At 60.1% G+C, this 22799-nt stretch carries 22 protein-coding genes and 2 pseudogenes; 8 read left to right on the top strand and 16 right to left on the bottom strand.

The genetic code is table 11. The features are described from left to right. Positions 1-166: 166 nt before the first annotated feature. From IPP88_15860 to IPP88_15845, 4 genes and pseudogenes are all read right to left on the bottom strand, one after another. The gene (locus tag IPP88_15860) at positions 167-559 is read right to left on the bottom strand and encodes a GFA family protein (GenBank protein MBL0124129.1); all 393 of its coding nucleotides are present in this window, start codon (positions 557-559) and stop codon (positions 167-169) included. Positions 560-820: 261 nt separating this feature from the next. Further along, positions 821-1237, bottom strand: coding sequence for a hypothetical protein (locus tag IPP88_15855; GenBank protein MBL0124128.1), 417 nt, complete (start codon positions 1235-1237; stop codon positions 821-823). 90 nt (positions 1238-1327) lie between these two features. Then, positions 1328-1674, bottom strand: a pseudogene (locus IPP88_15850) (DUF4240 domain-containing protein). Positions 1675-1967: 293 nt separating this feature from the next. After that, on the bottom strand, positions 1968-2405 hold the full coding sequence (locus IPP88_15845; protein MBL0124127.1) for a hypothetical protein: 438 nt from the start codon (positions 2403-2405) through the stop codon (positions 1968-1970). Between the two features lie 563 nt (positions 2406-2968). On the opposite strand from IPP88_15845, the gene IPP88_15840 reads away from it, so the two are divergent. After that, positions 2969-4330: an IS110 family transposase gene (locus IPP88_15840; GenBank protein MBL0124126.1), complete on the top strand. Its 1362-nt coding sequence runs from the start codon at positions 2969-2971 to the stop codon at positions 4328-4330. A gap of 15 nt (positions 4331-4345) precedes the next feature. Here the strand turns inward: IPP88_15840 and IPP88_15835 are convergent, their stop codons facing one another. The 3 genes from IPP88_15835 to IPP88_15825 form a co-directional block, all read right to left on the bottom strand. Next, positions 4346-4651 carry a hypothetical protein gene (locus IPP88_15835; protein ID MBL0124125.1) on the bottom strand — a complete coding sequence of 102 codons (306 nt, stop codon included), beginning with the start codon at positions 4649-4651 and terminating at the stop codon, positions 4346-4348. A 60-nt stretch (positions 4652-4711) separates the two neighbouring features. Continuing rightward, on the bottom strand, positions 4712-5170 hold the full coding sequence (locus IPP88_15830; protein MBL0124124.1) for a DUF4265 domain-containing protein: 459 nt from the start codon (positions 5168-5170) through the stop codon (positions 4712-4714). Between the two features lie 177 nt (positions 5171-5347). Next, entirely contained in the window at positions 5348-5728 is a 381-nt protein-coding gene (locus IPP88_15825; GenBank protein MBL0124123.1) for a CbiX/SirB N-terminal domain-containing protein, read from the bottom strand. Between the two features lie 80 nt (positions 5729-5808). Between IPP88_15825 and IPP88_15820 the strand changes: the two genes are divergently transcribed. Then, complete coding sequence (locus IPP88_15820; GenBank protein MBL0124122.1) at positions 5809-6282, top strand: (2Fe-2S)-binding protein; 474 nt, start codon at positions 5809-5811, stop codon at positions 6280-6282. Positions 6283-6448: 166 nt separating this feature from the next. Here IPP88_15820 and IPP88_15815 read toward each other — a convergent pair whose 3' ends face one another. Further along, complete coding sequence (locus IPP88_15815) at positions 6449-8143, bottom strand: isovaleryl-CoA dehydrogenase (protein MBL0124121.1); 1695 nt, start codon at positions 8141-8143, stop codon at positions 6449-6451. Between the two features lie 175 nt (positions 8144-8318). Between IPP88_15815 and IPP88_15810 the strand changes: the two genes are divergently transcribed. The 5 genes and pseudogenes from IPP88_15810 (at position 8319) to IPP88_15790 (ending at position 13794) form a co-directional block, all read left to right on the top strand. After that, a complete protein-coding gene (locus IPP88_15810) occupies positions 8319-9191 on the top strand; it encodes an NAD(P)-dependent oxidoreductase (GenBank protein MBL0124120.1) in 873 nt (290 codons plus the stop codon). Then, positions 9188-10528: a flagellar biosynthesis protein FlgA gene (locus IPP88_15805; protein MBL0124119.1), complete on the top strand. Its 1341-nt coding sequence runs from the start codon at positions 9188-9190 to the stop codon at positions 10526-10528. Before IPP88_15810 ends, IPP88_15805 begins: the two co-directional genes overlap by 4 nt. 22 nt (positions 10529-10550) lie before the next feature. After that, a complete protein-coding gene (gene metC, locus IPP88_15800; GenBank protein ID MBL0124118.1) occupies positions 10551-11714 on the top strand; it encodes a cystathionine beta-lyase in 1164 nt (387 codons plus the stop codon). A 106-nt stretch (positions 11715-11820) separates the two neighbouring features. Beyond that, entirely contained in the window at positions 11821-13203 is a 1383-nt protein-coding gene (locus IPP88_15795) for a M20 family metallopeptidase (GenBank protein MBL0124117.1), read from the top strand. Between the two features lie 74 nt (positions 13204-13277). Then, positions 13278-13794, top strand: a pseudogene (locus IPP88_15790) (N-acetyltransferase). A 186-nt stretch (positions 13795-13980) separates the two neighbouring features. On the opposite strand, the gene IPP88_15785 reads toward IPP88_15790, so the two are convergent. Genes IPP88_15785 through IPP88_15755 form a run of 7 tightly spaced genes read right to left on the bottom strand, consistent with a single transcriptional unit; the run spans position 13981 to position 20541 of the window. After that, the gene (locus tag IPP88_15785) at positions 13981-15378 is read right to left on the bottom strand and encodes an FAD-dependent oxidoreductase (GenBank protein MBL0124116.1); all 1398 of its coding nucleotides are present in this window, start codon (positions 15376-15378) and stop codon (positions 13981-13983) included. Next, positions 15375-15680, bottom strand: coding sequence for a (2Fe-2S)-binding protein (locus IPP88_15780; GenBank protein ID MBL0124115.1), 306 nt, complete (start codon positions 15678-15680; stop codon positions 15375-15377). Before IPP88_15780 ends, IPP88_15785 begins: the two co-directional genes overlap by 4 nt. Beyond that, positions 15673-16779 carry an FAD-binding oxidoreductase gene (locus IPP88_15775; protein ID MBL0124114.1) on the bottom strand — a complete coding sequence of 369 codons (1107 nt, stop codon included), beginning with the start codon at positions 16777-16779 and terminating at the stop codon, positions 15673-15675. The genes IPP88_15780 and IPP88_15775 overlap by 8 nt, the downstream gene beginning before the upstream one ends. Continuing rightward, the gene (locus IPP88_15770) at positions 16779-17534 is read right to left on the bottom strand and encodes an ABC transporter permease (protein ID MBL0124113.1); all 756 of its coding nucleotides are present in this window, start codon (positions 17532-17534) and stop codon (positions 16779-16781) included. The genes IPP88_15775 and IPP88_15770 overlap by 1 nt, the downstream gene beginning before the upstream one ends. 35 nt (positions 17535-17569) lie before the next feature. After that, a complete protein-coding gene (locus IPP88_15765) occupies positions 17570-18430 on the bottom strand; it encodes an ABC transporter permease (GenBank protein MBL0124112.1) in 861 nt (286 codons plus the stop codon). Next, positions 18427-19476, bottom strand: a complete 1050-nt coding sequence (locus IPP88_15760) for an ABC transporter ATP-binding protein (GenBank protein MBL0124111.1) — start codon at positions 19474-19476, stop codon at positions 18427-18429. The genes IPP88_15765 and IPP88_15760 overlap by 4 nt, the downstream gene beginning before the upstream one ends. Positions 19477-19509: 33 nt before the next feature. Then, the gene (locus IPP88_15755; protein ID MBL0124110.1) at positions 19510-20541 is read right to left on the bottom strand and encodes an ABC transporter substrate-binding protein; all 1032 of its coding nucleotides are present in this window, start codon (positions 20539-20541) and stop codon (positions 19510-19512) included. 138 nt (positions 20542-20679) lie between these two features. Between IPP88_15755 and IPP88_15750 the strand changes: the two genes are divergently transcribed. Continuing rightward, positions 20680-21585, top strand: coding sequence for a LysR family transcriptional regulator (locus IPP88_15750; GenBank protein MBL0124109.1), 906 nt, complete (start codon positions 20680-20682; stop codon positions 21583-21585). 181 nt (positions 21586-21766) lie between these two features. On the opposite strand, the gene IPP88_15745 is transcribed toward IPP88_15750, so the two are convergent. Then, positions 21767-22648: an alpha/beta hydrolase gene (locus IPP88_15745; GenBank protein ID MBL0124108.1), complete on the bottom strand. Its 882-nt coding sequence runs from the start codon at positions 22646-22648 to the stop codon at positions 21767-21769. Positions 22649-22799: the final 151 nt, after the last annotated feature.

Genomic DNA, 22799 nt, shown 5'->3' with positions numbered 1-22799 from the left:
CAGCCGTTCAGTTTTCTCGGAAGCGGACCTTTAACGCCGACGTTAAGGGGCGCTGCGCTTGGTTTTACCGAAGCCATGCGATATATCCGGCGTCCCCTTGAATGATGGGGTTAGGCGTGACTGGGTGTGCGCGTATGAGTAGGCAGTAGGCACCGCACTACTCAGCTCAGTACTCTTCAAGTTGCGGCGTGCCGTCAGTGATTTCGTAGTAGGTCCCCTTGTCTTTAACGAAGGTGTGCTTGGCAATTTTGAGTTCGTTCCGTGTGTCGAGGCACCCCAAGGCAACGCCGGTCCACTGGTAGCCGTCAATGGTCGGATTCCAGAAAAGAACTGAGCCGCAAACCGAGCAGAAGCCGCGCTGTACTTTCTCTGAAGACTGGTACCACTTGACGCTCGCGGCCCCCAAGATCTTCAGTGCGGTTCGTCGCACGTTGATCGCCACCAAGAAGTTGCCAGTTTGCTTCCTGCACTGCGTACAGTGGCACGCCTCCGGCGCCTTCTCAAAAGGCTCTTCGATCTCAACGCGAACACTACCGCACAAGCAGCTACCGTTGATCATGGTGACCCTCCTGTACGGGGCATGGTACCTCCCGGATGCCGGTTGTGACGCCTAACGAGGCGGTAGAAAAAGTATGTTCAAGAGCGCATCGTGCAGGGTTTCAACTGGAAGCTCAAGCTGAAGGTCCGTTGTTGGCCGAAACGAGTCTATCAATTGTAGGCTCTACTTCGGCAAAGCATTTGAACCTACGATTCATTGTGTCTGCCACATACGCCAATTGATCATTCTCCTTTTTTGGGGAACGGAGCCCATATCGACGTGTTAGGCGGCGCTTGGCGCATGATGTACAACTTTACGAATGAAGTCCTCGGCGAAGGGCAACTGTTGTTCTGTGAAATAGGATACCCAGCACGACATAGTGGTGTTTTCTGCAGCAAGACTTCCTGCAAGGCGGAAAACTTCTCGCCCGCTGTCAATTTCCTTTAGCACCTCGGTCACGCCAACCCCTCCAGCGCCAACCGCATTAATTTTCCGATCAATACCAAGAAGTTTTTCCGGCGAAACAGGCGCCCCGGTTTCATCACCTGCAATTTCGATGATATGAACGTCAACTGCCCAATCCGAACCCCAACAAGACCACGATCCATCACTATTTCGTTGATGGTACGACGACGGAAGGCCAATGGTCCAACCCGCCCAAAGTTCAACGTCGCCTCCGTGTTCGAGCAATGTGGGCATTGGAGCTTTCAGACGCCAAACGATTAAGTTAAAGAGCGCCGCGCTTTCGCGCCGTCCCAGCGACCGAAGGGAGCGTTTCTGACCGCAACGTTAGGCCCCATATTTAGATGCGAGCAACGGATGAAGCGCGGGAAGATCTTCTTCAGACCACTCTTGCCCCGTCGGCATGGCAAGCTCGATAGAGAAATCGCGTTCCAGTTCGCCTCCGCCCTTGGCTTTGAATAACTTGAGTGCAACGTAGGCAAACGATTCAAGTTCAAAGTATTCTTGGCGTGGGAGGTCCGCCAGGCTATCTGGATTGGCGACCGCACGTTCAAACGTTTCTGGCCCTCCGAAATAAGCCAGTGGCAAAAGTAGCGAAACCCATCGTCTGAGCAGCCGCCATTCATGAGATACGCAGCACCCCAGAGTTCCCACCGATTAGCCTTGTGGATCATCTGATCATACTGAATTTGAAATCCTTGAATAGCTCCGAGGTCCAGCGGCGACAATTGTGTTTCCAAGGCATCCACTCGCGCTTCAACATCGTCTCCAGCGGTTTGACGCGCGTTTCCTATGATGGACCAGAACTCCTGTTCATCCATGAGGATGCTCCTTTGAGGGACTAACGACGGTGTAGGAAAAGTCGGGGCATGGCCACATCGTGCCGAGTTTCAAGTGGAGTCGCAAGCTGAAAGACTGGTTGTGGCCGAATCCTGCCTGTCGATCGTAAGCCCGCTCGAACGCGTGGTCAGAGTGCAGATAGTTCATATTTCGCCTGTGTCGCTCGCACAAGTACATTGCGCCCAACGAACTGCGGCCTATCCGGACAGGCTGCCACTACCGCGTGGCAATATTCAAGGTCGCGAAGGCCCAACTCCCAGTAGTCGAAGAAGGCCCTGAACCGCAGATCGAGCTGTGCATCGCTGGCTACTGAAATGGACAAGTCATACGAACGAAAGCTGTTTCCCTCCGACTCTGCAACCAACAAGTCCGCGTGCTCGTGCGGAATGACCTTCAACTCGGAGAGGACCGCACCATCTGCACGATATGACGGGGCGATTCTTAATTTTCCGGCGCCAACCGGAAAGAGCACCAAGTTTGAGAAGATCTCTACGCAGAGATCCTCGAACTCGTCTCGGATATCCCATTCACTGCGCGGGTCGTCAGGAAGATCAGCTTTCACCATGGGCAGGAATGCGTTATTCCACAGACCGCGGGCTACATCTCGATACTTCGACACCGACGCCGATACGTCCACAGCAGTCATCTGTAATCTAACGAGGCCGTAGAAAAAGTCTGGTCATGGATGCATCGTGCCGCGATTTATTTGGAAGGGCAAGTCGAGAGACCGGTTGTGGCCGAAACACGCCTGTGGATTGTAAGCTCCAATTTGGCAAAGCAATTGAAGCTGCGATTCATTGTGACTGAGACACCAATTGATCATTCTCTTGTTTTGGGAACGGAGTCCATATATGACGAGTTAGCGATGTAATCGGCCCGCAGCCGCAAATCGCGCCGAAGAAACACGGCGTGCCGTCGTTGTGGCAAGGTGACATGCGGCGCGGCGGAAGACCGATATGGCATTGGTGCAGTTTGCCCGAGTGTTAGCGTGGTCATGGGTCACGTCATCGACATTGGTGAATGGGTTTGGCGGTGTAATGCCATCGAACCGATATCCCGTTTAAGAGAGTGAGCAAGACGACGTACCCGATGCGGCGCCACATTTCATAACGAATGATGGAGCAATCGATGGCGCAACGCAAACGCAGCATCAACCTCAAGACAGTCAAATCGCGGGTCGCCCTGACGATCACGCACCCCAACACCGCCGGCATCGACATCGGCAGCGCGTCCCACTTTGTGGCCGTGCCGCCTGACCGGGACGATGAACCGGTGCGTGAGTTTCCCAGCTTCACGGTTGACCTCAACGCGCTGGCCGACTGGCTCGATGCCTGCCGGGTCGACACCGTCGCCATGGAATCCACCGGCGTGTATTGGATCCCACTGTTCGAGTTGCTGGAGTCGCGTGGTTTCAAGGTGCTGCTGGTCAATGCGCGTCACGTCAAGAACGTCTCGGGCCGCAAATCCGACGTGCTGGACTGCCAATGGCTGCAGCAATTGATGACCTACGGTCTGCTCAGTGGTGCGTTTCGTCCGGCCGAGCAAGTTTGTGTGCTGCGCGCGCTGTGGCGTCAGCGCGGAGCGCTGCTCAAGAGCCAGTCCCGTGATGTGCAGCATATGCAAAAGGCGCTCACGCAAATGAACGTCCAACTGGCCAATGTCATCTCCGACGTGGTGGGCGAGACGGGGCTGAAGATACTGCGCGCCATCGTGGCGGGCGAGCGTGATGGCCGGGTGCTGGGTGCCATGAAGAACGCACGCATCCACGCCAGCGTCGATGAGATCGCCAAGAGTCTGGAAGGCAACTGGCGGGCCGAACACTTGTTCGCACTCAAGCAGGCGCTGGACGCGTTCGACTTCATCGGCACGCAATTGGCCGAATGCGACCGAGCAATCGAAGCGCAGTTGCGACTTCTACAGACGCATGACGGCGAGCCAGCCAAAGGCAAGAAGCGCGGTCGGGCGCGCAATGCGCCAAAGTTCGATCTGCGCACACAGCTATTCAAGATGTGCGGCGTGGACTTGACGCGCATTGATGGCATCGATGTGACCACCGCGCTCGCGGTCATCAGCGAGACCGGCACGGACATGTCGCGTTTTCCCGCCGTCGGGAATTTCACCAGCTGGATGGGCTTGTGCCCGGGCACCAAGATCACCGGCGGAAAAGTGATGAGTGGCAAGACCAAGCGGTGCGCCAACCGCGCGGCCCAGGCCCTGCGCATGGCCGCCGCGTCGCTGCGAACCAGCCAGTCGGCACTGGGCGCGTACTTCCGACGCATGTGCGCGCGCATGGACAAACCCAAGGCCATCGCCGCGGCCGCCCACAAACTCGCGCGGTTGATCTACACGATGCTCACCAAAGGCGAGGAGTACACCGACAAAGGCCAGGCCTATTACGAGGAGCGCTACCGCGATCGCGTACTGCACCATCTGGCAAAGCGCGCCGAAAAAATGGGTATGCAACTCATCGCCGCCGAACAACCCACATGAAACCCGAATTACAAATCAATCACTTGGGAGGTGTTTCTTAAGAGGGGGCATGGAACTACCGCGACTTTGCTGACTGCGGCGCTTTAGCCAGCCAACACCTGCGACGAACAAGGCGATAAGCGCGAACGCAAGAATGATCAGTTCCCTGAGCCAAAACAGAATGAAACCCTTGAAGTCCAAGGATTGCCCACTTGGGCCCGTGAAATGAACAGACCAAACCATGAGCAGAACCAATGCAAATAGCATGAGCACCACCTTGCCAAGGTGGTGCTCGGAATCACTTTGGATCTTTTTCTCGCCTTCAAGAGGTTCGGTTTCCACAGCTTTGCACCCTAACGTTTGAGTTCAGCCGCCGGCGTAGCGGTCGGCTGGAACGATCGGTTAAGCGTCAGTAGAGGCATTGGGAAATAGCTCTTCGTATGTTGGATCCGCATGCTCCCATTCTAGCCCGCGATCAATTAGATGTTTTCGTATGAGAGTGAGATCAATATTCGGGGGAATATTGATGGACATGAGGCGGCTATAGGCACCTTCGAACGAACAGCCCAATTCGACAAGATCTTGCATTTCCCTGGCTGATTCGTTGCCTTCTTCGAACGGTGGATCGAGCCAGACGCGAACCGTTCGATGGCCAGACTTGCGAACGACCTTCTGATACGTGGGCAATCCATCGCTGCTTGGAAGTGCAAGCACTTCGTCTCGCCAAGAAACCGAGAAGGCGTAGAACGGCGAGTTGTCTAGGCGATACAAATCATTAGCAATTGGTTCGGCCCTTAGCGTTTCGACTTCGAGAGAGCCGTCCTCGTTCGGTACCTCAAAAGCGACCTTGACGTGTGCCATAGATTGAATTCTGACGTCTAGAGAGACAGTAGAAGAAATATATTCATCGACGCATCGTGCCGAAACTAAATTGGAAGCTCAGGTTGAAGGACCGGTTCTGGCCGAAACGAGCCGTTCACACACATGTATCTCCCAATTGGTTACCAGAGTATCGAAATGTGCGCGCCAAGCATGACATCAATTGGACGCCTCGAACACCCACGCCGCAATCGATTCAATCAATGCATCCACTTCCCCGATCGCCGGCAACACGCGAAACTCAATACCGGTGCGCTCGTGCGCCTCGCCGATCAGCCTCGGCAAATCCTTGCGCATATGCCCGCCGATGGCGAGAAGGATGGGTGCAACGGTAATTTGCCGGATGCCTCTTGCATGCAGTGAGGCGACTGCAGCCTCAAACAGGGGATTCGAGCGTTCCAGATACGCAAGTTCGACAACCTGTCCGGGGTCACGCTCGCGGATAACCGCTTGGAGCTTGACGAATGGTGCCGCCCATCCTGGATCGGAGGAGCCGTGGGCAATCAGGAGCAGGGCTTGCGTTTGGATGGGTTCGGTCATGTTGAAAAGCCGTTTACAGGGTCATCGCATGATAACAAGGTTGGCCGGCATGGTATGGCGATTGCTTAGGTAGTGCAGTGATGAATGCAGTCAAAGCCCCCAAACTGAAAGTGATGCTGGTAGACGAAGACCACGACATGGCGCTGCGATACGAAGACGCGAGGCGGGCCAGCTCGCGACGCATGCTCATTGACGCCGACATCCTGCGCGCGGTCCGATTGTGCGGCGAGCCCGGCGCCATCGAAAGCGGTGAATGGTTGCGCGAATGGCTGGTCGCGGAAAAGCCGGTGGCTGAGATTCGTCGGCTGTTGCTGTCGCCCGCCACCCATGCGCCGAGCGGATTTGTGTTGTCGGGCAAGGTCGTGTGCCAGTGCTTCAATGTCACCGAAGACACCATCACCTCGGCGCTGGGCGATATCGCCGGCGAGCCGAGAGCGCGCCACGCCGCACTGCAGGCGCAGCTCAATTGCGGGACTAACTGCGGGTCGTGCATGCCGGATTTGCGGCAACTGGTCGCACAGTTTCCGCCACGTGAAAAGCGTGAGGCGGCATGATCGTCGAAGGGTGGACACGCTGTGATTTGCTCACCCAACAGCAAATTAACAAAGTCAAGAACCGGTGCGGCGTTTAGAGCACAAATGCCTGTAAAGCCGCGCCAGTGCTAGAGGTTGAGCGGGGGTTTGATCCGCATGCGGATCACCCGCGAGACGGCTGTCCGGTTTATGGGACAGCGCGACCTGCAAAGTTAGGCAGCGCACGCCCGATCAGCGCATCAAACGTCGCCGATGGATGCAACGTCCCAAAATTGCGAGACAGATGTTCGCCCAGCCGCGCCGCGCAGAATTCTTCGCCGACATTTGATTCGGCCATCCGCAACAATTGCACCGCCTGCAATCCCACCGCCATCGCTTCCACCAGCGCGCGTGACCGCAGTTCGATGTTGTCTTTGATGTCGAGATCCGCGGCCAGGCGCGCCACATGCTGATCAAGCAGGCGGTTCGCGCCCTTCACCAATGCAAATTCGGCGAACAGCGCGTCACGCGTTTCCGGTTCGCGATTGAGGGCGCGCAGCACATCGAGGCATTGAATGTTGCCGCTGCCTTCCCAAATGGAATTGAGTGGCGCCTGGCGCAACAGCCGCGCCAAGATGGATTCCTCGACATACCCCGCGCCGCCGAGGCATTCCTGCGCTTCATTGACAAAGGGCGTGCAGCGTTTGCATACCCAGTATTTGCCGATGGCCGTGGCGATGCGCGCGAACGCGGCCTCACGTGCATCCCGCCCCGACGCGTCAACCGCGCGCGCGACTCGCATGGTCAGTGCCAGCGCGGCCTCCGACTCCAGCGCCAGATCGGCCAACACGTTCTTCATCAGCGGCTGGTCGATCAGCAATTTACCGAACGCCGCGCGATAGTGCGCGTGGTGGATCGCCTGCACTAGCGCCTGGCGCATGATCGCCGCCGAGCCGATCATGCAGTCCTGGCGCGTCAGGGCGACCATTTCGAGAATGGTGGCGACGCCGCGGCCTTCCTCGCCGACCAGCCAGCCAGTGGCGCCGTGGAATTCAACTTCCGAGCTCGCATTGCTCCAGTCGCCCAGCTTGTTCTTCAGCCGTTGGACGCGAATGCCGTTGCGCTTTCCATTGCCATCGTTGCCGCCATCCGGGGCAAAGCGCGGCAACAGGAAACACGACAGCCCGCGCTCGGCCTGCGCGAGCACCAGGAAGGCATCGCACATCGGGGCCGACAGGAAGAATTTATGCCCGACCAGTTCGTAAAGCGCGTTTGTGCCACCAGCCGAAAGGGGAAAGGCACGCGTGGTATTCAAACGCACGTCCGAGCCGCCCTGTTTCTCGGTCATGCCCATGCCGATGACGTTGCCGCGCTTTTTCCACGCCGGGAGCGAGCGGTTGTCGTAATCGATGGCGTTGATGCGCGGCAACCATTCCTTGGCGAGTACGGGTGCGTGGGCAAATACCGGCACCGAAGCATAGGTCATCGTCAGCGGGCAGCAGGTGCCCTGCTCGGCCTGGCCGTGCAAATACATCAAGCCCGCGCGCGCGACGTGGGCGCCGGCGGTGTCTGCGTGACGCCACGCGAAATTGGGCACGCCGTGGGCAATCCCCAGTTCCATCAGGCGGTGATACGCCGGGTGAAATTCGACATCATCGAGGCGGTTTCCATAACGATCAAACGGCTTGAATACCGGTTTGTTCTCGTTGGCGGCGAAGCCAAGTTCCATCAATTCGCCACCGGCAATCGGGCCGTAGGCCTGAACCGCCGGCAATGCCCACGCGGCGCCTTCGCGCACCAGCGCCTGTTGCAGCGGTACATCTGTCGCGTACGCATCGTACGGCGTCAGCGGCGGCGCCTGGTTGGTGACCTCGTGGGTGATGAAGCGATCGCGAGAAGACATTCTGGTTTCCCTGTTTCCCATCGTCGAATCTCTCGTGTGAAATAGAAGTTGTCCGGATAGTTTAACGCCCTCGCCCGCCGTTTCGTGGCGGCGCGCGAACCCGCGGGTAAAATGAGTCGGCATGACCACGACAAGGCCAACAGGATCGCTCGCAAAATTACAGGAAAATATTGCCATGAAATCCAGAATCGCTTTTATCGGTCTCGGCAACATGGGCGGCGCAATGGCGCGGCATCTGATTCGTGCCGGGTACCAGATCTCAGTGCATGCGCGCCGCGCGGAAACCATGCAGCCGTTCGTTGATCTCGGCGCACAAGCCTGCACGTCACCAGCCGACGCCGCGCGCGAAGCCGATTTCATTTGCACCAATGTAACGGCCACCGCCGATGTCGGGCAGGTGCTGCTCGGCGAACAGGGAGTCATCCACGGCGCGAAGGTCGGCGCGATCGTCTGCGATTTTTCCACCATCGACGTCCGCGAGACGCGGCGCTTCGCGCGCGAGCTCGAGGGCAAGGGCATCGAGTACCTCGATTGCCCCGTGTCCGGTGGTACAAAAGCGGCCGATGCGGCGACACTGACCATCATGGTCGGTGGGCGTGCGGACGTGCTGGCACGGGCAAAACCGCTGCTGGAAAAACTCGGCACGAATATTTTTCACATGGGTGACGTGGGTTGCGGCCAGGTAACCAAGGCCTGCAACCAGACGGTGCAGGTCATCAACATTCAGGGCATCGCCGAAGCCATGCTGTTCGCAAAGGAGAACGGTGTGGATTGCAACAAAGTCGTCGAAGCATTGATGTCCGGATTCGCCGGCTCAAAGATGCTGGGATTGATGGGGCCGAAGATGGCCAATCGCGATTTCGCGGCGGGCATTGAGGCGCGATTGCATCACAAGGACTTCGGCCTGATCACCGACATGGCCGATCAGCAGGATCTTCCGATGCCGGCCACCCATCTGGTCTATGAGCAGTTGAACAAACTGATGCAGCACGGTTGGGGGACGATGGATACCTGCAACCTGTTGCGTGTGCTTGAGGAGGAACAATGAATCTCCACCGGCTCCTGCAGCAGCGTGTCGCCGCCGGCAATCCGGTGCGCGTCGGTTTGATCGGCGCCGGCAAGTTCGGGTCGATGTATCTCTCGCAGATTCCGCGCACGCCGGGCATTCACCTGCTGGGCATTGCCGATCTCAATCCGGTGCGCGCGGCGGAGTCATTGCGGCGTGTCGGCTGGAAGGATGAACAATTCGCCGCGCAGAATTTCAGGCAGGCATTTGCCAGCGGCACCACGCACATCACTGATGATGCCCTGGCGCTGATCCGCAACCGGCATATCGAAGTCATCATCGACGCCACCGGCAGTCCATCCGCGGGCATCGCGCATGTGCTGGCGTGCTGCGAGCATAAGAAGCACATCGTGATGGTCAACGTCGAGGCTGACGCACTGGCCGGGCCGTTGCTGGCGCGGCGGGCGGCGGAAGCGGGCATCGTCTATTCGCTCGCTTACGGCGACCAGCCGGCGCTGATTTGCGAAATGGTCGACTGGGCGCGTGCGGCGGGCTTTGAAGTTGTCGCAGCCGGCAAGGGCACCAAGTATTTGCCGATGTATCATGCCTCGACGCCCGATACCGTCTGGGGCCACTACGGCTTTTCGGCGGAAACGGTGGCGGGCGGAGATTTCAATGCGCAGATGTTCAACTCCTTCCTCGACGGCACCAAGAGCGCCATTGAAATGGCGGCTGTCGCGAATGCGACCGGACTGACGCCATCGCCGCGTGGGCTGGAATTTCCGCCGTGCGGGGTGGATGACCTGGCGCGCGTGCTGCGACCGAAGGCGGATGGCGGGCACCTGCATCATCGCGGGCAAGTGGAAGTCATTACGTCGGTTGAGCGCGATGGCCGCCCGGTATTCCGCGATCTGCGCTGGGGCGTGTACGTGACCTTTGCCGCCGATACCGATTACGTCCGCCGATGCTTCAAGGAATACGGGCTCGTCACCGACGACACCGGCAACTATTCGTCGATGTATAAACCGTTTCACCTGATCGGGCTGGAACTGGGCATCAGTGTCGCCAGCGCGGCGGTGCGCGGCGAGGCGACGGGTGCACCGGATGGATGGCGCGGCGATTGCGTGGCGACCGCCAAACGAGATCTCAAGGCAGGCGAGATGCTCGACGGGGAGGGCGGTTATACGGTGTATGGGAAACTGATGCCAGCGGTTACTTCCAGTCGGATGGGCGGGTTGCCCATTGGGCTTGCGCATAAGGTAAAACTTTTGCGGGACGTTGCTGCGGGCAAGCCGGTGACATGGGAAGACGTGGCCATTGATTTGAAGAACCCCGCGGTGCGGTTTCGGCGCGAGATGGAGAAGACCTTCGCGCCGTGACGCGCAATTTGATTAGAACGAGATGAAAAAAGACACCAAACTCACGCAACTCGGCCGCAAACCGGTCAACGATCCGCTCACCGTCAACATCCCGCTGCATCGCGCGTCCACCGTGCTGTTCGAATCAATGGCGCAGCAGCGCGAAATCCAGCGGCGCTGGGAGGCGGATGAAGAAGTGCCGACGTATGGCATTGTCAACATGCCGCAGGCGCTGGCGCTTGAGAACGCGGTGGCGGAACTGGAAGGCGGTTATCGCGCCATGACCTATTCGAGCGGGCTTGCAGCCGTTGGCGGCGCATTGCTGGCCTGCGTGAAGACCGGCGATCACGTATTGATGCCGGACAGCAGCTACTATCCGGGCCGGCGTTTCGCGGAAAAATTCCTGACGCGCTTTGGTGTCGCGACCACATTTTACGATCCGTTGATCGGTGCCGGCATTCGTACGCTGCTACAGCCAAATACCACAGTGGTTTATACCGAGAGCCCGGGTTCGCATACGTTTGAAGTGCAGGATATTCCCGCCATCGCGAAGGTTGCGCATGAACACGGTGCCAGGGTCATCATGGATAACGCCTGGGCGACTGGATATTTCTTCGATGCGTTTGAACACGGTGTCGATCTGGTGGTGCAGCCCGCGACCAAATACTACGCGGCGCATTCTGACGTGCTGATCGGACTTGTCATTGCCAATGAAGCTTGCTGGCCGCTGTTGAAGGAAACCACGCTGCACCTTGGGCAGCGTGCCTCGCCCGACGATTGTTTCCTGACGCTGCGCGGCATGCGTACACTGGGCGTACGGCTCAAGCGGCATCAGGAGAGTGCATTGCACATCGCACGGTGGCTGCACGCACGCCCCGAAGTGAAGCGCGTGTTGTATCCCGCGCTGGAAAGCGATCCGGGCCACGCCTTGTGGAAGCGCGATTTCACTGGTGCGGCGGGCCTGTTCACGATTGAATTGAATCCGTGCACGGAAACACAACTCGCGGCGATGATGGATCACTATGAATTGTTCGGGCTCGGTTATTCGTGGGGCGGTTTCGAAAGCCTCGCCGTGACCGCGCACATCGCGCGTAGCGTGCGGCCGTTGCCAGACGGGCGATTGGTGCGTTACAACATCGGGCTGGACGATCCGGATGATTTGATTCGCGATCTTGAGGCGGGGTTTGAGCGGTTGCGGAGTGGATAAATTGAGAGCTGTCGCCCCGGACTTAGTCCGGGGCGACAGATTCATTTGCACTTGCAATCGCGCGATAAACGAGAAACGAGAAACGAGAAACGGGAGCACAAACCACATGACCCGCGCAGCCGCCATCCAGTCCGCTGAACAATATTTCGACAGCCGGCAGTTTCACGCCGACCTTGCGCGCCGCGTGGCGATTCCGACCGAGAGCCAGAATCCCGATCGCAAGAGTGAATTGCAAGTCTATCTGGCGGGCGAACTCACCACCTCGCTGCAAGCGCTCGGTTTCGATTGTCGCGTGTACGAAAGCCCTGCCGGCAAAACGCCTTTCCTGATCGCCACCCGCATGGAAGGCGACAAGCTGCCGACCGTCATGAGTTACGGCCACGGTGACGTGATTCGCGGCCTCGAGCCACAATGGCGCGCCGGCCTGAACCCCTGGCAAATGCAACAGGAAGGCGAGCGCATTTATGGACGCGGCACGGCCGACAACAAGGGCCAGCACACCATCAACCTGGGCGCGCTGAAAAGCGTGCTCGACACGCGCGGCAAGCTCGGCTTCAATGTGAAACTGCTGTTTGAAACCGGCGAAGAAATCGGCTCGCCGGGGCTGGACGCGTTCTGCAAGGCGCACAAGAATGAACTGAAGGCCGATGTCTTCATCGCCTCCGATGGGCCGCGCCTGAAACCGGATCGCCCGACCATTTTCCTGGGCTCGCGCGGCGTGATGAATTTCGATCTCACGGTCGACCTGCGGCCCGGCGCGCATCACTCCGGCAACTGGGGCGGATTGATCGCCGACCCCGGCATCATCCTGAGCCATGCCATCGCCAGCATTACCGACCGCAACGGCGCGATCCGCGTGCCGGAATGGCGGCCAGCCGATATTCCCGCGGCCGTGCGCGAGGCGCTGAAGGATTGTGAACCTTCTGGAGGTGACGATTCCCCGGAGATCGACATCGACTGGGGCGAGCCGGGGTTGTCTCCCGCCGAGCGCGTGTTTGGCTGGTCAAGTTTTTCCATACTCGCCATGAAAGTCGGTAATCCGGATTTTCCGGTGAATGCGATTGCTGGAAAAGCGTGGGCACGCGGCCATCTGCGGTTCGTGGTGGGGGTCGATCCCTACGATGTCGTGTCGGCGCTGCAGCGCCACCTGATCCGCGAAGGCTTTTCGCAAGTCAGCGTCACGCCCGCACGCGAAGAACCGATGCACGCCACCCGGCTCGACCCGGATTCCAGATGGGTGCGCTGGGCGGTTGCCAGCATCGCACGCACCACCGGAAACAAGCCCGCGATCCTGCCCAATCTCGGCGGCTCGCTTCCCAATGAAGTATTCGCCGATACGCTGGGCCTGCCGACGATATGGATTCCGCACTCCTATTCCGCGTGTTCGCAGCATGCACCGAATGAGCACATGCTTGCACCAATTGCGCGCGAAGGTCTCGCCATCATGGCCGGGATTTTCTGGGATCTTGGGGAAGCTTTACCGGAATAGAGAGGCGGCGACATGTTGGCCGCGCGGCGCAGGAATTGCTTGTGATGGAAATGGACCTTCTTGAACCTGCGCACATGAATCTCATCATCCGCCCCTCCCGCGACGAAGACGTGCCGGCCTGTTCGGCCATTTACGCCGACAGCGTCGCCGCCGAAACCGCCTCCTGGGAGTACGACGCCCCCAATGTCGATGAGTTCGATCGCCGGCGCGGCGACGTTCTTGCCAAAGGGTTTCCCTACTTCACTGCATTGCTGGACGGAAAGGTGGCCGGGTACAGCTACGCGAGTTCATTCCGGGCGCGCGTGGGTTACCGGTTCGTGGTTGAGGATTCGGTCTACGTGCTCGACGAGCCGCGGCATCGGCAGGCGGTTGTTGATGGCACTGATGGACGAATGCACCAGGCGCGGTTTCCGCCAGATGATCGCGGTAATCGGCGACAGCGCCAATCTGGGGTCGATCAAATTGCACCAAGGCTGTGGGTTCCGGCACGTGGCTGTGTTCAAGGGTATCGGCTACAAATTCGGGCGCTGGCTCGATAGTGTGCAGATGCAGCGGGAACTGGGCGAGGGGAGCAACGCGCCACCAAGGTGAAACTCTAGCACTGGCGCGCATTCCCGGACAAAAACGTCCGGAAAGCCGCGTCAGTGCTAGCGTTTATGCGGTCTTGCTGCCGATTCCTTCAGGAGCGTTTGGGCAAAGCACACGAATGGGCGAACATTCGACGATTGGCGTCGCGGACGTTGATCGATTGACAAAGTTGATGCGAATTGCTTGCTCTTATGTGGAAGTTTCTTCCAGCGTCCCGTTGGCCAAAGACGCAACCGAAGACAACGGCACGGGCTTTAATGGTGCGCGAATCCGGTACGCGCCAATCTCAGACGGTGGCTTGCAGAGTTCGCCCGCGAGTATTTGCGTAACACCAATGCCGCACACGCGCCCCTGGCACGGCCCCATGCCGCAGCGGCTGAAGAACTTGGCCTGGTTCGGGCCTTCGCAGCCCAGGCGCGCCATCTCACGGATGCGGCCGGCGGTGACCTCTTCACAGCGGCACACGATGGTATCGTCGGCAGGCGTGTTGATCCAATCGGGCGGCCGGTACAAAGCATCGAGGAACGGACGAATACGCAGTTGCTTCGCCAGCGCACGCCGTGCCAATGATGCGCGCTGGTCACGCTCGGCATCAGACAGACGCTGCATGGCGTGAGCCGCACCGATCGCGGCATTGGCGCCGCTGGCTTCGGCGGCCAGCGCGCCGGCAATCGACGTGCCGTCGCCAGCCATGCGAAACCCTGCCAGCGAGGTTTGTCCCCAGGTATCCACGCGCGGACGCCATGCAAGCTGCGCATTATCCCAGTCGTGCTCCACACCTAACAGGCGGCTCAATTGCGTATTCGGCACGACACCGTGATGCAGCAGCACGATACCCGCATCGATGCGATGTGCCCGGCCACCTGATGTGAATCGCAATGCCTCGGCTTGGTCACTACCTTCGACCGCGAGATCAGTCGCTTGTGTGAAATGTGGAATGCCCGCACTTCGGAGACGCCACATCATCTGCAGCCCTTTGAGCAAGTAGGCCGGAACAGTGAGTGCGGCAGGCAGATGTCGCAGTGCGGCGATTCGGTTGGCGGAAGGTGAAGTCTCGACGATGCCCGCAATGTCAGCGCCGGCGTCGATGAGCTGACAAGCCACCAGCAGGAGCAAGGGACCACCTCCGGCCAGCACCACCGGACCCGACGGAATGGATGCCGCACTCTTCAGGGCGATCTGCGCCGCACCCGCATTCAGCACGCCCGGCAATGTCCAGCCGGGAATCGGCGAGGCGCGTTCCATGGCGCCGGTGGCGGCGATCAATTGTGGCGCTCGCACCTGGAAAGATCGGCCATCCTGCAAAGCCGTCACCGTCAGGTCACGCGCCACATCCCACACGAGCGCGCCGTGCCGGACTTCCACTCCAGATTGTGCCAGCTGCCCAGCGAGTGACAGGCCGTGCGAGTATTCAGGCCCGAGCAAGGCGGCGACATTCGCATCTGCCCGGGAGACGTTTCGGTAGATTTGTCCACCCGCACTCGGCTGCTCATCGAGCAGCAGCGTCTTCAATCCAAGCGACGCGGCGGTGCATGCCGCGGCCATGCCCGCCGGACCGGCGCCGATGACAATGAGGTCGTGCGTCATGCGCCGCCCTCCGCCCGTCGTGCGCCAGTCGGCAATCGCACCTGCATCCCCGCCCGCGCCTCGACCATGCACGATTGCACATTCTGCCGGCCGTCGACTTCCACCAGGCAGTCGAAGCACACACCCATCAAACACAGCGGTCCGCGCGGCGCGCCGGATACGGGGGTTTGGCGAAATGCCACTACGCCTGCATTCATCAGCGCCATGGCAAGCGTGTCGCCGTCGCGCGCCGTGATGGCGTGCCCATCGACGTAAAGTTCGATTGCGGATCGTTTGGCGGCAGTGTTGATCGGCTTAAACATTGAAACGCTCCGCCTTGAAACCACGGATCTCAACCGGCTCAGCGCCACCGCGAATCCAGTCTGCAAGCGGTCCGGCATGCTGCGCGGCCAGTGTGATGCCGCTATGACAAGTGACGACGAAGGCGCCGGGGCACTCGCGCGACGCCTGGTAAATCGGAAAGCCGTCAGGACTCATGACCCGCAGCGCACCCCAGGTACGCACAATGTTCACGTTTGCCAGCAAAGGAAAGCAGCGTATCGCGCGGTCGGCGATGCGCGCCAACTGCGCGAGCGTGGTGCCGTCGTCGAAGCCCACATCCTCCTTTGAGTCGCCGATCTGCACGACGCCCTCGCCGGTTTGCCGCACATGCAGCGATGGGTGGCGCAAGAATGGTTGCACGCGCTCGCTGACCAGGATCTGCCCCCGATTGGGCTTCACCGGCGCCTGCAGGCCGACCAATGGCGCGAGCGCCCTATTGCCCAGCCCTGCGGCGAGTACAACCTTGTCCGCCACGTGATCGATGCCGGCGGCGCGCACATGGAACTGGCCTTGCCGTCGAGCGACATACTCGATGTGGACGCCGGCGCACAGCTCACCGCCCAGCGATTCAAAGCCCTGCACCAACGCCCGCAACAGCCGCAGCGGGTTGATATGACCATCCATCGGACAGAACACAGCTCCAACAACCGAAGGTCCGATGTGCGGCGACAGTGCGCGCACACCAGCGTGATCGAGTACCTCGAACGGATAATCGCCGCCGATTTCTGCTCTCACGGTGGCGAGATCGGCAGCGCGCGCGGCCAACTCGGCGTCGTTTACGCACATCGTCATGCCGCCTATCTGCGATAACTCGACATCGACGCCGGTGCGCTCGGCAAGTTCCCGCGCGAAATCGGGCCAGCGGCGCGCCGCGGCGATGCTCCATCGAGCATAAGCCGGATTACCGTGGCCCTTGCCCTGCACCCATACGAGGCCGAAATTTCCGCGCGCGGCTCGAAAGGCGTCGTCGCCTTCGTCGAGCAGTCGCACACGCTCACCGGCACGCGTGAGTCCATAGGCGATCGCCATGCCCACCACACCGCCGCCGATGACCAGCGTGTCGACTTCGACCGAGGCCATCACGATTTGCCCGACAGCACGCGATCGAGCCCATAGAAGCGGTCGAGCACGATCATCAGCACCAGTGTCAATGCGATCAACACGGTGGAAATGGAAGCCAGCAGCGGATCGATCGTGTGAGCGATGTGGTGATACATCTTTACCGGCAGCGTCTCGGTCGTGGCCGACGCAACGAAGATCGACATCGTCAGTTCGTCAAAGCTGTTGATGAATGCGATCAGCCAGCCGCCTGCGACGCCCGGCAGGATCAATGGCAATTCGATGCGGCGGAACACCGTCCAGCCCGATGCGCCCAGCGATTGGGCGGCCTGTGCAATGCTGCGATCAAACCCGGTGGCAGCCGCCACCACCAGCCGCAGCACGTAGGGCAACACGATCACCGTGTGCGCCGCCGTCAGGCCCCACAGCGTGCTCGAGCCACCGATCTGCGTGAGGAATCGCAGCAACGCGATGCCCAGTACCACATGCGGCACCATCAACGGCGACAGCAGCAGTCCCTGCAACGCATCCCGGCCCGGAAACCGGTGCCAGGCGATCGCCATGCCGGCCGGCACCGCGAGCAGCGTCGCCAGCGTAGCTGCCGCCGCCCCCAGCCCGAGGCTGCGCCAGAATGCGGTCACGAAATCGGATGCGTCGGCGATCGCGCGGTACCAGCGCCACGATGCCCCTTCGAACGGCATCGCGATGTAGCCCTTGTCGGTGAACGACACCAGCGCCACCATCACCAGCGGCGCCAGCATGAACGCCGTGAACATCAGGTGGAACGCGAGCAAGATGCGCGGCGTTTTGCTCACACAAACACCTGCTTGTATTTGCGCTCGATATAGCGGTTCACGCCCATCGACACGCCCAGCACGATCAGCACCAGCACCAGCGCCAGCGCCGCACCCAGCGGCCAGTTCAGGTTACCGAGAAATTCGTCATAGATGGTTGTTGCCACGACCTTCAGCCGCCGGCCGCCAATGATTGCCGGCGTGGCAAAGGCACTTGCCGCCAGCGCGAATACAATCAGCCCGCCCGAGAGTACGCCCGGGATCACCTGGGGGAACACGATGCGCCACATCACCGTGGGCAATCCGGCGCCCAGCGATTCAGCTGCCTGCTCGGTAGCCGCGTCCAGCTTCTGCAACGAGGCCCATACCGCCAGCACCATGAAAGGCACCAGCACATGCACCAGCGCGACGACCACGCCGGTGAAGGTGAACATCATTTTCACCGGCTCGGTCACCAGTCCCGCTGCCAGCAGAATCTTGTTGATTACGCCTTCGTTGCCCAACAATACGGCCCAGCCCAGCGTACGCACCACCACCGAAATCAGCAGTGGCCCGAGGACGACCACCATCGACACGGCGCGCCAGCGCGGCGACAGGTGCGACAGCACATAGGCCTCTGGCACGCCAATGACGATGCAGATCAGCGTGACCAGCGCGGCCATGCCAAAGGTGCGCGCGAAGATGACGTGAAAATACTCGTCACGCGCGATGTCGGCGTAGTTGGCAATGGTCAGGCCCTCGCCGACGCCGGTGGACGATGAAAATGGATACAAGCTTAGCGACAGCGTCAGCACCATCGGCAGCGCGACAAAAGCGATCATCGCCAGCACGCCCGGCGCCGTCAGCCAGTACGGTAGCAGGTTGCGCGGCTCGTTCACGATGCGGTTCCGCGCGGCACAATGCGCGCATGGCTCGCCGACCAGGTGAGGCCCACTTCGTCACCTTCGGCAGCCTGCGGCAAGCCGACGTTGGCCTGCGTCACCTGCAGCACGCCGAGTGGTGTATCGACCTGGAAGAGCCAATGGTTGCCTAGGAACACGCGCGCCGATATGCGGCCGCGCACCAGTGCGTTAGCCGCGGCGAATTCCAGCTTTTCCGGGCGGACAATGTAGTCGACCTCGCCTGTGGCGCTGCCTTCACCGCGCGGCAGGCGGTGGCCTTGGGCCTCAACCACTTCACTGGTCGCACCACCGGTCCGACCTTCAATGACGTTGGCCTTGCCCAGAAACGTGGAAGAGAAACGGCCGTTGGGGTTCTCGTACATTTCGAAGGGGCGTCCCACTTGTTCAATACGGCCCTTGTTCATCAGCACCACGCGGTCGGCGAGCGTCATCGCCTCGGCCTGGTCGTGCGTGACCATGATGGTGGTGATCCCGACGCGTCGCTGCAGCGCACGCAGCTCGATCTGCATTTCCTCGCGCAGCTTGGCATCGAGCGCACCCATCGGCTCATCAAGAAGCAACACCGGCGGCTGGATGACGAGGGCACGCGCCAGCGCTACCCGCTGACGCTGACCGCCGGACAGTTCGCGCGGAAAGCGTCCAGCCATCGGTGTGAGATGCACCAGTTCCAGCGTGTCGGCTACGCGTTGGCGGCGCTCGTTCACGGCAACGCTGCGCATCTCCAGTCCGAACGAAACATTGTCAGCCACGCTCATATGCGGAAACAAGGCATAACTCTGGAATACGATGCCCAGCCCTCGCTGACTGGGCTTGTCGTGGGTGATGTCGCGGCCATCGAGAACAATCTGTCCGCGCGTGGGCAGCGTGAAGCCAGCGACCATTTGCAGCGTGGTCGTCTTGCCACAGCCCGACGGCCCGAGCAGGCACACGAACTCCCCCTTCGTCACCGACAGGCTGAAGTCGGCGACGGCGGTAACGTCGTCGTAGCATTTGTCGAGGCCCTGGAGTTCGAGGAAGGCCATGTTGGACTCAGCGCCAGTTGCCGGCTTAACGAATCACTTCTCGACCGCGCGGTTCCAGCGATTGGTCCATTCGGCGCGCTTGGTGTTGATGATGTCGTAGTTTGGCGAGATCAGTGCATTGACCTTCTCGGGACCAAACACGACTTTCTTCGCCACATCCGGCGCAATCTTCGCCGTCTTGTTGACCGGTCCCCAGCCGAGCACGTTAGCCATATGCGTCTGCGTCTCCGCGGAGACCACATGCTGCAGGAATTGCTGCCCCAGCTTCGTTTGCGGCGCGCCTTCGACCACACAGCCGGCGACCATGATGACCACTGCGCCTTCCTTTGGGTAAACGAATTCGACCGGCGCGCCCTGGTCCACAACGGACTGCACCCGGCCATTGCCCCACACCACCAGCGCGCCTTCGCCGGTCTGCATCATCTGCGCCATCTTGCCGGGCGAGGGTTCCCAGGCAAGTACATTCGGAGCCACTTTCTTCGTCATGACGTCGAAGCCTGGCTCGATATTGGCCTCGCCACCGCCATTGAGTTTGGCCATCATCACCAATGTCAGCAGGCCGTAGCCGTTGGTGATTGGCGGAATCACCACCTTGCCCTTGTATTTAGGATCGGTGAGGTCGTTCCAGGAGGTCGGCGCCTTCCAGCCGTTCTTGGCGAAGATCTCCTTGTTGTAAGCGAGCCCGGTGGCGATGAAGGCGATACCAACGGATTTGTCGCCGACCATGCGCGCATTGGGATAGAGCTCCTTGATTGACCCGGCGTCCTCGACCTTTGTGCACAGGCCCTGGCCGATCGCCTGGTACATCGGGCCATCGTCGATCAAGGCGACGGAAATTTCCTGCTTGCCCTTTTGCGCCTGCAGCTTGGCGAGGATGTCGGTGGAATTGCCGGAGACATAAACAACCTTGGTGCCGGTCTTCGTTTCAAATGCCGGGATGATGGTTTCCTTGAACAGCTTTTCGGTCGAGCCGCCCGATCCGCCAACGTATATGGTCTCGGCGGCGTGGGCACTGAGGGATGCGGCCATGACGGCAGAACACATGAGGGTGAGAGTTTTGCGCATAACGATCTCCATTTTGGTTCAACAGGCAGGAAAGAGCCTTTTCCAATAGAGGAAGACCCTTTGACCTGGCAAGTGTATTCTTCGCAATATCGGTTGAACAGGTAAACTTTGTGGCCTGTATATGCCAAACTGTTATGTATGAAAGCGGAACTCAATCTGCGGCATATCGAGGCCTTTCGCGCCGTGATGTTGACGGGCAGCGTGGTTGGGGCGGCGCGGCTGATGAGCGTGACGCAGCCAGGTGTCAGCCGCACCATCAGCCTGATGGAGCTCCGGATCGGCTACGCGCTGTTTGAACGGCGCGGACGGCGTCTGGTGCCGACGCCAGAGGCCGATGCGTTATACCGCGAGATCGAACATCTCTACGGCAGCATCGAGCGCATCGGTCAGGTGGCACAGGACATCCGCTTCCAGCGTGCCGGCGCCTTGCGGATTGCCACGTTACCGGCGCTGGCGCAGTGGCTGTTACCGCGTGGCATCACCCGGTTCCTGTCTACGCGTCCCAATGTGACCGTCTTCGTCCAGAGCCTGCCTTCACGCCAGATCGCGGAACTGGTCTCGACGCGGCAATTCGACGTGGGTGTGGTCGAGTTGCCGGTTTCGCGACCGGCGATCGAGATCGAGCCATTCGACCCGGTGCAGTCGATGGCAGTAATGCCCGCCAGCCACCGCCTGGCTAAGAAAGCGAGGATTTCCCTGAAAGATCTTGATGGCGAACGCATGGTGCTGCTTTCGCAGCATAGTTACGTGCGCTATCAGATCGATGATGCTTTTTCCAAACTGGGTGTGGCGCCAAACGTGGTACTGGAAACACCAAGTTCGTCAATCGCCTGTGCGTTGGTCGCGGCGGGCGCGGGGATCACGCTCGTGTCGAGGTGGACAGCGGTTCCGTTTGCCGGCCCGGACCTGGTGGTGCGACCGGTCAAGGAAACCATCGAGTCGCGCTACGCGATTATCTTTCCGCAACTCGCGGTGCGCCAGACGCTGGCGGAGGCGTTTGCGCAAGACTTGCGGGAGGAGATTCGCCGGGCGGATCACGGGTGAGGTGCTTTTTCAAAATGCCAAAGTCAAGCGTGGACGAGGCTTCCAGGCCGAAAACGTCCGGAAAACCCCGCCAATGCTGGTGTTTTTTGCAAACCGTATCCAGCGCTGTAGCGAAGATCGGCCCCACGGCCGGGAGAATGCGTCACATCTGCTGGCTGTTTCCAAGTAAGCCTGAAAGTGTTTATTTCACCGCCTCAACAATCCTCTCGACGACCACCTTCCCTGCAGCTGTCCACGGCGCGATCAATTCGAAGTGGCCGGCATTGTCGAGCGTGACCAGCTCGATACTTTCGCCTTTCCCTTTTGCCTGCATCTGGTAACGCAGGCCAATGGCTGGCGGCACGATGCCGTCAAACACGCCGTGAATCAGGATCTGCTTCGCGCCCAGCGGCAACATCTCCGAGGGCGAGGTATCGCGGAAAGGTGCGCTTGCCGCGCCACCGGGAAGCGCGCGACCTGCCGTGTCGACCAATTGCGCGATCGTCGTATCTCCACACGCATGCGCGCCGGCGCGCGCGAAATGCGCAAGGTCCGGAATCGCCGCGATGCCGACGATCGCCTTGAAATTCACCGTCTGTTCGCGCTTGAGCAAGCTGCCCGCGGGAATCCGGTTCTGCGCGGCAACCCATAACGCGAGATGTCCGCCGGCGGAGTGTCCCGTGACGACCGCGCGGGACAAATCGAGATTGAACTTGCCCGCAAGCTCGCGCAGATGCGCGACACCATTCGCGATATCGTTGAACGAGCCGGGATAACCGCCACCATTGTGGCCGACGCGTCGATAAGTAAGGCTCCACACCGCGACACCGTGATTGCGCAAATCGTCCGCCAGAAAGGCAACGAGTTCCGGCCCCGGCAACTCCGCAAGCCAGCAGCCGCCGTGAATCAGCACGACCACCGGTAGCGGGCCCTTTGGCGCTGCGGACGGCAACCACAGTTCGCCAGATTGCAAAGCATCCTTGCCATAGGCGATCCTGTGATCCGGGCGTGTAGTGACCAGCCCAGGTCTATCAAGAATTTTCTGGAAGGTCAGCGATTGCGATTCCGCGGAGGCACTGGACATGGCGAGCAATATAGCAAGAAAGAATATCCGCATGGATGCCTTGGTTATCGGGTGATGACAGCGGGATCATCGCACGCGACAGCCAGCCTGTAACCAGTATGCGGCGATGCGCAGTCGGGGCCCGTTTCGATTTGTCGCGCAATGTACCCGT

The sequence above is a fragment of the Betaproteobacteria bacterium genome, from assembly GCA_016720925.1.
Classification (GTDB): Bacteria; Pseudomonadota; Gammaproteobacteria; order Burkholderiales; family Usitatibacteraceae; genus UKL13-2.
Note: the sequence above shows the minus strand (reverse complement) of the source record. Positions and strands in the feature narration are given on the sequence as shown.